General features: G+C 64.5%; 11 protein-coding genes. 2 read left to right on the forward strand and 9 right to left on the reverse strand.

The window, feature by feature from the left end:
• Positions 1-68 precede the first annotated feature (68 nt).
• Positions 69-1,013, reverse strand: a complete 945-nt coding sequence (locus I6L33_RS14225; RefSeq protein WP_017778923.1) for an amonabactin ABC transporter substrate-binding protein — start codon at positions 1,011-1,013, stop codon at positions 69-71.
• A gap of 156 nt (positions 1,014-1,169) precedes the next feature.
• On the opposite strand from I6L33_RS14225, the gene amoD reads away from it, so the two are divergent.
• A complete protein-coding gene (gene amoD, locus I6L33_RS14230; protein WP_216972745.1) occupies positions 1,170-1,955 on the forward strand; it encodes an amonabactin biosynthesis phosphopantetheinyl transferase AmoD in 786 nt (261 codons plus the stop codon).
• Positions 1,956-2,016: 61 nt separating this feature from the next.
• On the opposite strand, the gene I6L33_RS14235 is transcribed toward amoD, so the two are convergent.
• From I6L33_RS14235 to I6L33_RS14255, 5 genes are all read right to left on the reverse strand, one after another.
• Positions 2,017-2,820 carry an amonabactin ABC transporter ATP-binding protein gene (locus I6L33_RS14235; RefSeq protein ID WP_168967310.1) on the reverse strand — a complete coding sequence of 268 codons (804 nt, stop codon included), beginning with the start codon at positions 2,818-2,820 and terminating at the stop codon, positions 2,017-2,019.
• 43 nt (positions 2,821-2,863) lie between these two features.
• On the reverse strand, positions 2,864-3,931 hold the full coding sequence (locus I6L33_RS14240; protein ID WP_216972746.1) for an amonabactin ABC transporter permease subunit 1: 1,068 nt from the start codon (positions 3,929-3,931) through the stop codon (positions 2,864-2,866).
• A 13-nt stretch (positions 3,932-3,944) separates the two neighbouring features.
• Positions 3,945-4,961 (reverse strand): amonabactin ABC transporter permease subunit 2, encoded by a 1,017-nt coding sequence (locus I6L33_RS14245; protein ID WP_005301628.1) that lies wholly within the window; start codon positions 4,959-4,961, stop codon positions 3,945-3,947.
• 70 nt (positions 4,962-5,031) lie between these two features.
• The gene (locus I6L33_RS14250) at positions 5,032-7,005 is read right to left on the reverse strand and encodes a siderophore amonabactin TonB-dependent receptor (protein WP_216972747.1); all 1,974 of its coding nucleotides are present in this window, start codon (positions 7,003-7,005) and stop codon (positions 5,032-5,034) included.
• Positions 7,006-7,062: 57 nt separating this feature from the next.
• Positions 7,063-8,292 carry a siderophore amonabactin export MFS transporter gene (locus tag I6L33_RS14255; RefSeq protein ID WP_216972748.1) on the reverse strand — a complete coding sequence of 410 codons (1,230 nt, stop codon included), beginning with the start codon at positions 8,290-8,292 and terminating at the stop codon, positions 7,063-7,065.
• 251 nt (positions 8,293-8,543) lie between these two features.
• On the opposite strand from I6L33_RS14255, the gene I6L33_RS14260 reads away from it, so the two are divergent.
• Positions 8,544-9,296 (forward strand): hypothetical protein, encoded by a 753-nt coding sequence (locus I6L33_RS14260; protein ID WP_024941952.1) that lies wholly within the window; start codon positions 8,544-8,546, stop codon positions 9,294-9,296.
• Between the two features lie 13 nt (positions 9,297-9,309).
• On the opposite strand, the gene I6L33_RS14265 is transcribed toward I6L33_RS14260, so the two are convergent.
• The 3 genes from I6L33_RS14265 to I6L33_RS14275 all read right to left on the reverse strand — a co-directional run bounded on the left by I6L33_RS14265 (position 9,310) and on the right by I6L33_RS14275 (position 12,964).
• Positions 9,310-9,771 carry a DUF2919 domain-containing protein gene (locus I6L33_RS14265; RefSeq protein ID WP_024941953.1) on the reverse strand — a complete coding sequence of 154 codons (462 nt, stop codon included), beginning with the start codon at positions 9,769-9,771 and terminating at the stop codon, positions 9,310-9,312.
• A gap of 142 nt (positions 9,772-9,913) precedes the next feature.
• Positions 9,914-10,861: a magnesium/cobalt transporter CorA gene (gene corA / locus I6L33_RS14270; protein WP_005301617.1), complete on the reverse strand. Its 948-nt coding sequence runs from the start codon at positions 10,859-10,861 to the stop codon at positions 9,914-9,916.
• 459 nt (positions 10,862-11,320) lie between these two features.
• Positions 11,321-12,964, reverse strand: coding sequence for an electron transfer flavoprotein-ubiquinone oxidoreductase (locus tag I6L33_RS14275; protein WP_216972749.1), 1,644 nt, complete (start codon positions 12,962-12,964; stop codon positions 11,321-11,323).
• Positions 12,965-13,036: the final 72 nt, after the last annotated feature.

Genomic DNA, 13,036 nt, shown 5'->3' on the forward strand with positions numbered 1-13,036 from the left:
AGCGCCAAACATCCATAAGAAAGAAGCCCGCATATGCGGGCTTCTTTGTGGGCGCTCATCACGCGGGCTTATTGGGTGATGGGGGCCGCATCGGGTTTGGCCAGCAGCTGCTCGACGTCGTCGATCACTTTGAGGGCCGCCTGGGGGCCGCCGGTGGAGGTCCACAGGGATCCGTCCACGGCGCCGAAGCGCTTGCTCTTGATGGCGCCAAGCTGCTGGAAGGCCGGGGTCTGCTCGGCCTGCTTCATGGCATCCACCGCATCGCCGCTGGCGCTCAGGGTGCCGATCACCAGCCAGTCGCCGTCCAGCAGGTTGAGGGATTCGAGGCTCAGGGCCGGGGAGTGGGGGGTCTTGTCACCGATCTGGTGGGTCGGTCGGGTCAGCCCCATCTCTTCCACCACGCTGCTGGCGAAGGTGCCGCTGTGCATGTAGCTCGGGCCCTTGGGGTTCCAGCGCACTATGCTCAGGCGCTCGCCCTGATGCTTGGCGAGCTTGCTGCGGGCTTCCTGCAGGCGGGCGTCATACTGGGCGAGGAAGGTCTTGGCTTCGGCGTCCCGGTTCAGCACGTGGGCGCTGCGATTGAAGATCTCTTTCCAGGAGTCACCCCAGTTGCCGGTGACCACTGTGGGGGCGATCTCTTTGAGCAGGGCCAGCAGCTCGGGCTTGGTCTGGCCGGTGAGGATGAGGTCGGGTTCCAGATCGATCAGCTTCTCCAGGTTGGGGTTGTCCAGATCGCCGACCACGGCGATCTCCTTGCCCGCCTGTTGCAGCAGGTAGCGGGGCAGGGTGGACTGGCCGCGGCCATTGACGGTGCCGACCGGTTGCAGCCCCAGGGTCAGGGCGCTGTCCAGATCGATTTCGCTCAGCACCACCACCCGTTTGGGCTGGGCCGGTACGACCTGGGTCTTGCCGTCGGCATCGGTCACCTGACGGGTCTCGCTGCCGGCCTGTGCCTGGAAGCCGACCAGGCTGGCCAGCATCAGCACGGCAGCCAGGGGAGAGGAGATCTTCATCGTTACATCCTTCTTGGTGAAATCAGTGGAACACTGGGTCCCAAACGGGCGAACTCATGCTACCACAAATTCAAATGATAAGAATTGTCATTTGTGTTTGTGGCATGTAGAGGGGGCTGTTTGCTACCATGCTGGCTCACCCACCAAGGGCTCTTCGTGATGTTCATTGCCACTGCGCCAGCCTGTTCACTGGACCGCTTTATCGTGCAGGCTGACAGCCTGCCGCTGCCCGGCGCGGCGCACATGGCGCTGCAACGGGTCTGCTTTGACCCCGCCGCCTTCACCCCGGCCTGCTACGACGCGGCCGGCATGGTGCTGCCCGCCAGCTTGCAGCGCGCGGCCCCCAAGCGGCTGGGGGAGTTTCTGGCGGGGCGTCTTGCGGCCCGCGAAGCCCTGCGCCCCTTCAACCTCGCGGATCACCCCGTGGCCATCGGCAACGCCCGCGAACCCTGCTGGCCTGCGGGGTTTGAGGGCAGCATCAGCCACAGCCTGTTGCAGGGGGGCGGCATGGCCCTGTGTGCGGTGCGCCCCGGTCGGGCGGGGATGGGGCTGGATCTGGAGGGCTGGCTGACAGAGGGGCAGGCGAGCGAGCTCTGGCCCGGCATTGCCAGCGGGGAGGAGTGGGCCCGGCTGGCGACCGCAGCTCGCGCCGTCGGCCTGAGCAGGGCTGAGGCGCTTACCTTGATCTTTTCGGCCAAGGAGAGCCTGTTCAAGGCGCTCTACCCCAGGGTGGGGCGCTATTTTGACTTTCTCGATGCCCGCTGGCTGACCATGACGGAGCAGACCCTCACCCTCGAACTGGTGGGCGGGCTGACCCCGGGTCTGCCCGCCGGTTGGCGCTGCACGATCTACTGGCAGCCAATGTACTGGCAGACACAGCATTGGCAAACAGGGCACTGGCAAACACGGCCGGGCGGGGTGCTCACCAGCCTGCTGCTGTGAGTGGCGGTGCGCCGAGCTGCAAACATAAAAAAACCGCCTCTCGGCGGTTTTTTGATGGGGCTCAGGCCGGTTGGCGCATGGCAAAGGCGTGCGGTCTGCGGCGCGGCACTATGATGGGGGCGCCGTCGCCGGGGGCGTGCAGTATGTCCACATCGGTCTGATAGAGGCGGTCGATGAGGGACTTGGTCACCACCTCGCGGGCCGGCCCCATGGCCTGGATACCGCCATCTCCCAGCGCGATCAGCTCGTCGCAGTAGCGGGCGGCGGTGGCGAGGTCGTGGATGACGATGAGCACCGTCTTGCCCTCGGCGGTGATCTGGTGGATGGCCTCCATCACCTCGGTCTGGTGGCCGATGTCGAGGGCGCTGGTCGGTTCATCCAGCAGGATGATGTCCGCATCCTGGGCCAGCACCATGGCGAGCCACACCCGCTGGGCCTGACCGCCGGAGAGAGAGCTGGCGCTCTGCTGCAGAATGTCGCCGAGCTGCATCCGCTCGCAGGCCCAGCGCACCATGTGCGCATCCTCCTCGCTCCACTGATTGAACCAGCCCTGATGGGGATGGCGGCCATACTGCACCAGCTGCTCGACCTGGATGCCGGCGGGCACCAGCGGACGTTGGGGCAGGTAGGCGAGCTCGCGGGCCAGCGCCTTCTTGCCGTAGCTGGCCAGCGGCTTGCCCTTGAGCAGGATCTCGCCGGCTTGCTGCTCCTCCTGGCCCGCCAGCAGTTTGAGCAGGGTGGACTTGCCGCCGCCGTTGGGGCCGACGATCCCCACCAGCTTGCCCTGGGGAATGGTGAAGGAGATGTCGTTGAAGACGGGCTTGTGCTGATAGCCAAATTGCAGGTGATTGATGGTGAGCGTCATCAGGCGGCCCTCGGTCTGTCTTGAAAATGGATGAATGGCATCGTCAGTCGGCCTTCTGGCGGTCTTTGAGCAGGATGAACAGCAGCAGCAGGCCGCCGAGAATACGGGTCATGATGCCGGTGGCCACCTCGTGGGGGCTGGCCAGCACTCGCACCAGGGTGTCGCTGGCCAGCAGCAGCAGGGCGCCGCACAGGGCGGCAATCCACAGCGGCACGATGCGATCCCGGCTGAGCCAGGAGGCGAGCACCGGGGCCGCCATGGCGATGAACACCACGGGGCCGCCGATGGCGGTGCCGAGCGCCGCCACGACGATGGCCTGGGCCAGCACGCCGAGCTGCACCCGGTTGACGTTTACCCCCAGACTCTGGGCGGTGACGGGGCCCAGACGCAGTACGCCCAAGGCCCGGGAGAGATAAATGATCCAGGGGCAGACCAGCAGGATCAGGATCCCCACCGGCAGCACTGTGCTGTAGCCCTGGCCGACGAAGTTGCCCATGTTCCACAGGTAGAGGCTGGTGAGGTGCACCAGCGACTGGGTGGACATCACGAACTGGCCGATGGCGTTCATCAGCTCGGAGACGCCGATGCCGATCACCACGAACAGGTAGCCCTGCTCCCCCGGCTTGTTGCACAGGGCATAGAGCACGGCGGCGGCAAACAGGGCGCCCAGCGGCGCGGCCCACCAGGGCCAGCTGCCGAGGGTCAGGTAGAGGGAGAAGGCGATGATGGCCAAGGAGGCCCCCTCGTTGACCCCGATCATGTCCGGGGTGGCGAGGCGGTTGCGAATGAGGGTCTGCACCAGGCAGCCGGAGAGGCCCATGGCCGCTCCCGCCACCAGCACGGCGACGATGCGCGGCAAGCGGATCTTGAAGACGGTCACCTCGCTCAGCCGGTTGCCCTCGCCAAGCAGGGTCTGGATCACCCCCAGCATGGTGAGCTTGCCGGAGCCCAGGGTCAGCGCCAGCAGGGAGAGCAGCACCAGGGCCACCAGGAGCCCTAGGGTGATCAGCCAGGCGCGGCGGTGCAGCAACAGGGTGCGGCTGCCAACGCGCAGGCAGACGGTACCGGTGGGAAGCGTCGTGGTGAGGGAGGGATGGATGGAATTGTTCATGAGGCAGGCAACCTTATTTGACGGCCAGCAGGGCGCGGAAGCCGCCGCTGCGCACCACCAGGATGAGCACGGGGGCACCGATCAGCGCCAGGATCACCCCGTTGGGCAGCTCGAACGGCTGGATCAGCCAGCGCGCCAGGATGTCGGCGCCGAGCAGAAAGAGCACCCCGAACAGGGCGGAGAAGCGCACCTGGATGGCGAGGCGCACCGGCTCCACCAGACGGGCGCAGTAGGCGGCGAGAAAACCGACGAAGCCGATGGGGCCGGCGATGGCGATGGCGCAGGCGGTAAACAGGGTGGCGGCCAAGAGCACGCCGATGCGCACCCGGGTCGGCCGGATGCCGAGCGCCAGCGCCTGGCTGTCACCCATCTGCATCAGGGTGAGCTGGCGACAGAGTGCCAGGGTCAGCAGCAGGCCGAGCAGGGCAAAGGGCATCACGGTGAGCACCGCATCGAGATCCGAGGCGGCCAGCGACCCCAGATTCCAGAAGCGGAACTGCTCCAGCACCACCTGGTTGGAGAGCAGCAGGAAGTTGGAGAGGCCGCCGAAGGTGGCGGAGAGAGCGACCCCCACCAGAATGAGCTTGAGGGGGTTGGAGCGCCCCACCATCAGGCCGAGACCGAGCACGATGAGGTTGCCGAGCAGGGCCCCCATGCCGGACCAGAGCAGATAACCGTAGGCGGATTCGACGCCAAAATAGGTGAGGCCGATCACCAGGGCGAACACGGCGCCGGCGTTGACCCCGAGCAGGCCGGGTTCGGCCAGCGGATTGCGGGTGGCGCTTTGCAGCATGGAGGCCGCCAGCGCCAGGGAGACGCCCACCACCAGGGCACACAGGGTGCGGGGCAGACGCAGGGTGTGAACTATCATGGCGAGTTTTTCATCGGCCACGAGGGCGGGATCGCCCAGCAGAAAACCGGCGACCTCGCGGCCACCATAGACACCGGCGCCAGTGGCCAGTGACAGACAGATCAGCAGGAACAGGAGGATCACTCCCAGCCAGAACAGGTGTGTTTGGTGTCTCTGCACCCGGCTACTCCTTCATGTCGAGGCAATAACAGCAGAAAGAGGGGAGCCCTGACGGACTCCCCTGCGGGGCTTACAGCTTGTAATCCACGCCGGCGTAGACGGTACGACCTTCCAGAATGAAGTCGGCGTCGGTGGCGACCTGGTCACGCTTGGTGTTGGTGAGGTTGGTGATGCCCAGCTTGAAGTCGAGCGCCGGGGTGACCTTCCACTTGGTGTTGACGTCCAGGGTCTGGTAGCTGTCGGACTTGAGCGCCTGGGAGTTGTGCATCGGCACCTTGATGAACTGGCTGCCCACGTACTGCCAGGCCAGGTTGGTGCTGACGATCTCGGTGGCTTGCCAATCCAGGCTCAGGTTGCCGGTGTGATCCGGGGTCTTGGCCAGATCGTCGCCGGTGCTCTTGTCTTCGGAGTCCAGCATGGTCCAGTTGCCGGTCAGCTTGACGTCGTCCATCACATCGACCCAGCCGGTCAGCTCCAGCCCCTTGACCCGCGCCTTCTTGACGTTGAGGTAGGTCATCACGCTCGGACGGTAGCCCGGGCCCCACTGATCGCTCTGGATCAGATCCTCGATGTCGTTGTGGAAGCCGGTGAGGCCGGCGCCAAAGCGTTCTGCCTCATAGGCGGTGCCCAGCTCGTAGCTGACGGCGGTTTCCGGTTTCAGATCCGGGTTGCCGACTACCTTGCAGGCGCCGCGGCAGGCGGTGGTGGCGAAGCCTTCGCTGGACTGTGCCAGGGTCGGGGCCTTGAACGCCTTGCCGGCGCCGCCCTTGATCACCCACTCGTCGCTCAGCTTGTAGAGCGCATAGGCGCGCGGGCTGAACTCGTTGCCATAGGTTTCGTGGTGATCCAGACGACCGGAGAGAGTCAGCGCCAGATCGCCAAAGCCGAACTCGTCCTGCAGATAGAGAGCGCTCTGGCTCGCATCCACGCTGCCGTTGGTGATGCTGCGGCTGTGTTCCAGCTCGGTTTTGCGGAATTCTGCGCCGGAAGTCAGCAGATGATCCCCGAGGTAGCCGCTCAGCTGGCCGTCGACGGTGTGGTTGGTCTGGGTGACGTCGGCCGCGCCACCGTTGAGCTGGGAGTCATCCATCAGATCGGTCTGCTCGAAGTAGTAGCGAGCCCGGCTGTCGAAGTGTTCCCAACGGCCGTTGTGGGTGACCCCCAGGCTCAGGCGATCGAGCTTTTGCACGTTGTGCGGAGTGGCCGGGGCGGTAGGGGCGCGCGGCACGTTGTTGAAGTAGCTGTCCATGTCGTTCTGGTTGTAGCCCAGATCGAACTCCACATCCTGGTTGTCGCTGACCAGCCACTTCAGGCTGGAGAGCATGTTGACCACTTCCCGTTTCTCCAGCGCATCGGCGTCCTTGTTGTTGGACTGATCGCTGTGCCAGCGATCTCGCTGATAGCCTTCCACCACCAGGCTGCCGAGCAGCTTGTTGTCGATCAGGGCGCCGGAGACGAAGGCGTTGCCACGGTTGGCATCACCGCCATCACCCTTGGTGGGCATGGTATGGGTGTAGCCGAAGGCCGCCTCGGTCTGCTCCTTGGCCTGGCGCAGGATCACGTTGACCACGCCACCGAGGGCGTCGGCGCCATAGAGGGAGGAGACGGGACCGCGGATCACCTCGATGCGCTCGATGGCAGCCATGGGGATGGAGCTCAAGTCGAAGTCATTGCCAAACGAGCTGCCCAGGGTCTCGCGGGCGTTGACCCGCTTGCCGTTGATCAGCAGCAGGGTGTAGTCGCCGCCCATGCCGCGGATCTTGATCTCGTTGCGGCCGGTGGGGTTGGTGCCGATGACGTTGACGCCCGGCACGTGCTTGAGCGCTTCGCCGATGTTGTTGGCGTTCATCTTGTCCAGATCGGCGCGGGTTACCACAGAGACGCTGGCCGGCGCGGAGAGCTCGGTGTGCTTGGTCTGGGTGGCGGTGACCACCAGGGTCTCGTTGGCTTTGGGCGCTTCGGCCTGGGCCAGGCCCGGCAGGGCGATAAGACCGAGGGAGAGCAGGACGGGGTTCAGGCGAAAGACGCCAGGCTGCAACTGCATAGTCAAAACTCCATGAATAAAACAGAGGTTATGGGGTCCGGCTCTGGGGCCGGTGGCTCACTGACTTCCTTGTCTGGCGGGGCCAGACTCGGGGTTATTGTTGTTCCTTGTCTGTGCCAGCCCCTTGAGCAGGAGCCAGACACCGCCGCAGGCCAGCAGACCGCAGCCGATATTGATCCAGGCGAGCCCAGCAAAGCCGTGCAGGGCGCCGCTCTGATCCGACACCAGCAACCTGGCGGAGAGCAGGCTGCCAAGCCCGGCCGCCACATTGGTGACCGTGCCCTGAAAAGACATGAAGGCGGCGCGCTGATGAGGGGCTGGGATGGATGCGGTGATGGCGAGGGTCGAACTGGATCGGGCCGAGCTCAGCGCCATGAAGAGGGTGAACAGCAGGTAGACGGGCATGCCGACCGGCATGGCGAAACCGAGCAAAGTGATCAGCGCCAGCAGCAGGCTGGTGATCAGGATGGCGGCCTGGGCCCGGCCCTGATCAATCCAGCCGCCGCACAGCCGCATGGTGGCCATGCTGGCGAGGCCGCCGCACAGGTAGAGGGCGGCGATCTGCTCGCGCGGGAAGGCGAGGTTGAACTGGAAGTAGTTGGCAAAGTGCGGGATCAGCAGGAAGTGGCCGAACATCTGCAGGCAGAGGATCAACAGGGCCCCCTGACAGAGCGGGGAGGCCAGCAACTGGCGCAGGCCGCTGCCGTGAGGGGCGCGGTTGACCGGCAAGGAGGGCAGCAGGCGGCTGCTCAGCAGCGCCAGCAGCAGGCCGCTAGCACCAAACAGCAGGAAGGGGCTCTGCCAGCCAAACCACTGGGCCAGCACCAGGGCGATGGGCACTACCAGAATGGCCGCCAGGGAGAACGCCATGCCCACGTAGGCGAGGCGGCGGCCCCGCTCGGCAGGCGGCACCAGATCCAGCACGGCTGCCATCAGGATGGCGGCGAGCGGGCCGGCCACACAGCCCGACAGGACGAACAGCACCAGCAGCTGCTGGCTGTTTTGCACCAGGGGGCAGGCCATCAGCAGCAGAAAACGCAGGGTGAGCAGCACCAGCAGGGCGGGTTTGCGATTGACCCGATCGAGCCAGGGGGCGGCGATGAGGCCCATCAGGGCGGCCCCCAGGGTGGCACCACCGCTGAAGTAGCCGGTCTGCTCCGGTTGCATGCCGAGGCTGATGACCAGGTCCGGCCCAAGGGGCATCACCATCATCATGCTGCCCATGGAGAGCATATTGACCAGCAGGGCAAGGTGGATGGCGGCGGGGGTGGTGGTCACTGGCTTCATCGACGGCAAGCTCGAAAAAATGAGACCGAATTGTATCCGAGCGATTTTTTCGTGACAACAAATGGTAATCATTTTTATTTGTGTTATTTGATCTATCTCCGCTCTTTTCATCGAAAAATGAAGGACCTGACCTGCACGGCGTTCACCGCTCACGGGCAAAATCATTGAAAAGCGGGCGGGATGGCCCATGATGACGAGGTGATGAGCAGGCCGATGAGGCGGAGGGCTGCCGAGTGGGACGGGAGGAGAAGATGAGAAGATGGCGCGGGTTTGGACTCTGGCTGCTGTGGGGGCTCTGGTGCCTACCGCTGCGGGCCGAGGTGAAGGTGATCCCGGTATTCGAAACCCAGGCGGCGGTGCAGACCCTCAAGGATCTCTATCCGGAGCTGGGGGTGAGCGCCATGGGCAACCAGCTGGTGCTGAGCGGCAGCGCCGCCCAGCTGCAGGAGGCGGAAGCGGCGCTGGCCAAATTCAACCAGCCGCCCCAGAGCCTGCTCATCGAGTGGCGGGTGGATGGCGCTTCCAGTAGCCAGCAGGCCGGGGTGGGGCTGGGCCGGGATGCCGCCAAGCGGCAGTGGCTGCTGGAGGGCAATGCCCAGCAGTATCAGCGCAGCCAGAACGACAGCTGGCAGGTACGCGGCCTGTCGGGTCGGCCCGTGCTATTGCAGATGGGCACCTATCAACCGGTCACCTTCTATCAGTGGCGCGGTGGCCAGGTGGTGGGGCTGATGCCACTGGTGAACGGCCTCTATGCCACCGCCACCCTGATTGGCGACAGGGTACAGATAGCGCTCAGCAGCGAGCAGGCCAGGCTGGAGCAGGGCACCATCAACCGGGGGCAGAGTGCCACCGAGGTGAGCGGTGCCCCCGGTCAGTGGCTGACGGTGGGAGAGCTCTCCACCAGCGCGGCGCAGCAGGGCAGCAGCCTGGGCACCCAGTTGCAGGGGGGCAGTGGCAGTCAGAGTGATCGCCAGACCCTGCAGATCCGGGTCACCCGCCAGTGAGCCGACTCGCCCTTCAGTGGGGTTGATCCACCGCGTATTCACGCAGCTGGCGGCTACGCAGCAGATACCAGAGTGACCAGAGGGTGGCGACCAGCACCAGGGCGGTGGGCCAGCTGAACGACCACTTCTGCAGATTGAGGCTGTGCAGTTGCATCAGCAGGCCGCTGACGGCAGAGCAGAGCAGCAGCAAGGGGCTGTGGCGCCTGAGCCAGGCCCGGATGCTCTGGGTCTGCTGATAGGTGCCGCCGCAGGCGAGCAGCGCCAGCATGGCGGGCACGTCGGTCAGCAGGCTGATGTAGAGGGTGAGCCGGTCCGGGTAGAAGAGGGTCAGGATGGCGCTGCCGCTCTCGCGGGTGACGCCGGCCATCAGAAACAGCCAGACCGAGCGGGTCAGCAAGAGGGCGATGGGCCAGAACCAGAGCGGGGGACGCAGCTGGCCGTGATCGTCATATCTGTGTTCGGGGTAGAGGGTCATGGTTGCCCGGGGTCGTCTGTGCAAAGGATGAAGGGGATATGGGGCGAAGCAGAGCCCTTTGCAAGGCGAGCCAGGGACGGGAATTAATCGGGGGGCCAGGCCCCCCAATCCGCTTATCACTTTTGGTGCCGGGCCGCCGGCGTCACAGCCAGCCTTTTCGCTTGAAGAAGAGACCCGTGCCGAGCGATGACATCACCATCAGTACCAGGGAGAGGGGATAGCCGTACTCCCAGGCGAGCTCCGGCATGCGACCGAAGTTCATGCCGTATATGCTGGCGATAAGGGTCGGCGGCAGGAAGATGACAGCCGCTACCGAGAAGATCTTGATCACCTTGTTCTGCTCCAGGTTGGTCACCCCCATGGAGGCCTCGAGCTGGAAGTTGATCTTGTCGAACAGGAACTGGGTGTGGGGCAGCAGGGACTCCACGTCGTGCAGCATCTCGTCGATCCACTTGTTCTGCTCGCCCGTCATGCGCTGGCGCAGGCTGCGTTTCAAGAAGCGCAGGGCGCGACGGGTATCGTGCAGGGAGAGACGGATCTGGCCGTTGGCCTCTTCCTGGGCCATCAACTCCTTGAGCATGGGATTGATCTGATCCGGCTCGAAGATCTGATCGGCGGTGTTTTCCAGGGTCTTGTAGCCATCTTCGATAAGATCGGAAAGGTATTCGACTTTCAGGTTCTGCACCTCCAGCAGGATGTCGAGGGCGTCCTCCACCTCCAGCCGGTCCTGGCGCATGTAGTGGCGCAGCAGGCGCACCAGGCCGATGTCATCCTCACGGATGCTGATCAGCAGGTTGTTGCGCAGGGTAAAGGAGACGTGGACACCCTTGGTGTCACGGCCGATCCGCTGGGGAAACAGGGAGTGAATGTGCAGACCGTCGGTATCCCAGTAGAAACGGGCGGATGCTTCGATGTCATCGAGCTCCTCCTTGTCGGGCACCTCTTCCAGAAACAGGCCCGTCAACCATTCTCGTTCCGCCGTGTCCGGCTTGTAGGCATCCAGCCAGACGGTGTTGTCAGGCACTATGTCGTCAGGCCCGAGCGTGACTATGTCCAGTACCTTGTTATTGAGAATGTAGGCGGTGATCATCTGTCCCCCCTTAAGAAGTCATGGGTAATCAGGGATGGTTGCACAGGTCATGCGGCCTTAGAGCGCGTAGAAAGCGATCCCGTGGACAAGCTGAACGGGCCGATGGAAAACCTGAATGCGGCGAACTATACAGGGGCGGGCCGCGGTTGTCAGGGCCTATTCATCGGAGGTTCAGCCTGTTCGCTCAAAAAAACAGCGAGGTCGGAGCAGCCACGCCGACCTCGAAACGGGCGATCCCGGCGTTGCCTCCTTTATTCACCCTGATAGGCGGGAGGGCTTGGGCTCACCGGCCGGGATCGTGGGCTCCCGAGCGCCCTGCGACAGCCCCCGGCCGCGCGTCTTTCATCACATACATTGCAATAGTTGGGGCCGCAACCGCTCTGCGGTGTGCATCCTTGCTGTCTGCACAGGTCTGCACAGGTCTGCACAGGTCTGCACAGGTCTGCATGGGCCGGCCTGTTACATATTGGGATAGTTGGGGCCGCAGCCGCCTTGCGGCGGCGTCCAGACGATGTTCTGGCTCGGATCCTTGATGTCGCAGGTCTTGCAGTGGATGCAGTTGGCCGCGTTGATCTGCAGGCGGGGCTGGCTCTCCGAACCCAGGATCTCGAACACCCCGGCCGGGCAGTAGCGCTGGGCCGGTTCGGCCCAGGTGGGCAGGTTGACCGCCACCGGGATCGTCTCATCCTGCAGCTTCAGGTGGCAGGGCTGATCCTCGTCGTGGCTGGTATTGGCGAGATAGACGGACGAGAGCTTGTCGAAGCTGAGCTTGCCATCCGGCTTGGGATAGTCGATGGGCTGGCAGCGGCTGGCCATGCGCAGCTGGCGGTAGTCCGGCTCCTTGTCCAGCAGGGTGAACGGCGAGGAGCGAGCAAACAACCGCTGCTCCAGCCAGTTGAAGGCGCCACCGAGCCAGGGGCCCCAGCGGTGCAGGGCGGCGCCGAAGTTGCGCGCCGTTTTGAGCTCATGGGCCAGCCAGCTCTGTTGCAGCGCATCGCCGTATTCGGCCAGATCCCGGCCCCCTTCATCGCCACCGCGCAGACTCATGGCAACTGTCTTGGCCGCCAGCATGCCGGACTTCATGGCGGTGTGGATCCCCTTGATGCGGGAGAAGTCGAGGGTGCCGGCATCGCAACCGATGAGCAGGCCGCCGGGAAAGTGCATGCGGGGCAGGGAGTGCCAGCCCCCCTTGGCGATGGCGCGGGCGCCGTAACTGATGCGCTCGCCCCCCTGCAATGCCGCGGCGATGAGCGGGTGATGCTTGAGGCGCTGAAACTCGTCAAACGGGCTGAGCCAGGGGTTGCGGTAGTTGAGATCGACAATCAGCCCGACCGCCACCTGATCCTGCTCCAGATGATAGAGATAGAAGCCGCCCTGGCTCTTGTCCTCCTTCCCCTCGGAGAGCGGCCAGCCGCTGCCGTGCAGCACCTGGCCTGGTTTGCCCTGACCGGGGGGGAGCTGCCACAGCTCCTTGAAGCCGATGGCGTAGTGCTGCGGCTGGGCAGCGCTTTCCAGCTGAAAGTCGGCGATCAGCTGTTTGCCAAGATGACCACGAGCCCCTTCGGCAAACAGGGTGTAGCGACCGAGCAGCGCCATGCCGGGCACGTGATCCGCTTTCGGATTGCCCGCCCGATCCAGCCCGAGATCGCCGGTGATCACACCCTTGACCCGTCCCGCTTCCATGATGAGTTCGCTTGCGGTAAAACCCGGGTATATTTCGACTCCCAGCTGCTCGGCCTGCTGACCGAGCCAGCGACAGAGGTTGCCGAGGCTGATGATGCGGCTGCCCTCGTTGTGCATGCGCGGCGGCACCGCCCAGTTGGGCAGTTGCAGGGCGCGGCTGTCGCTTTGCAGCAGGAGCACCTGATCGTCGTTGACCTCGACCCCGAGCGGGGCCTGTTGCCAGCTCTCTGGCAGCAGCTCCTTGAGGGCAACGGGATCCAGCAAGGCGCCGGAGAGCAGATGGGCGCCGATCTCCGCTCCCTTCTCCAGCAGGCAGACCGACAGCTCGGCATTGTGCTGCTTGAGGGCGATGGCGGCACTGAGTCCCGCCGGGCCGCCACCGACGATGACGACATCAAATTCCATTGCTTCGCGTTCCATCTTGCCTCTGTGCTCGACTTGGCCTAGGGTAGTGCTGGTAGTTTACGTAAACGTAAAGTAAATGTAAGCAAA

It is taken from the genome of Aeromonas sp. FDAARGOS 1403, assembly GCF_019047325.1.
GTDB classification, from domain to species: domain Bacteria; phylum Pseudomonadota; class Gammaproteobacteria; order Enterobacterales; family Aeromonadaceae; genus Aeromonas; species Aeromonas dhakensis.

What these genes read in the sequence shown, in the direction of transcription:
- I6L33_RS14275 (WP_216972749.1), bottom strand. Translation starts at nt 12,964, where the DNA reads ATGGAACGCGAAGCAATGGAATTTGATGTCGTCATCGTCGGTGGCGGC.
- I6L33_RS14265 (WP_024941953.1), bottom strand. Translation starts at nt 9,771, where the DNA reads ATGACCCTCTACCCCGAACACAGATATGACGATCACGGCCAGCTGCGT.
- I6L33_RS14250 (WP_216972747.1), bottom strand. Translation starts at nt 7,005, where the DNA reads ATGCAGTTGCAGCCTGGCGTCTTTCGCCTGAACCCCGTCCTGCTCTCC.
- I6L33_RS14260 (WP_024941952.1), top strand. Translation starts at nt 8,544, where the DNA reads ATGAGAAGATGGCGCGGGTTTGGACTCTGGCTGCTGTGGGGGCTCTGG.
- I6L33_RS14235 (WP_168967310.1), bottom strand. Translation starts at nt 2,820, where the DNA reads ATGACGCTCACCATCAATCACCTGCAATTTGGCTATCAGCACAAGCCC.
- corA (WP_005301617.1), bottom strand. Translation starts at nt 10,861, where the DNA reads ATGATCACCGCCTACATTCTCAATAACAAGGTACTGGACATAGTCACG.
- I6L33_RS14225 (WP_017778923.1), bottom strand. Translation starts at nt 1,013, where the DNA reads ATGAAGATCTCCTCTCCCCTGGCTGCCGTGCTGATGCTGGCCAGCCTG.
- I6L33_RS14240 (WP_216972746.1), bottom strand. Translation starts at nt 3,931, where the DNA reads ATGAACAATTCCATCCATCCCTCCCTCACCACGACGCTTCCCACCGGT.
- I6L33_RS14255 (WP_216972748.1), bottom strand. Translation starts at nt 8,292, where the DNA reads ATGAAGCCAGTGACCACCACCCCCGCCGCCATCCACCTTGCCCTGCTG.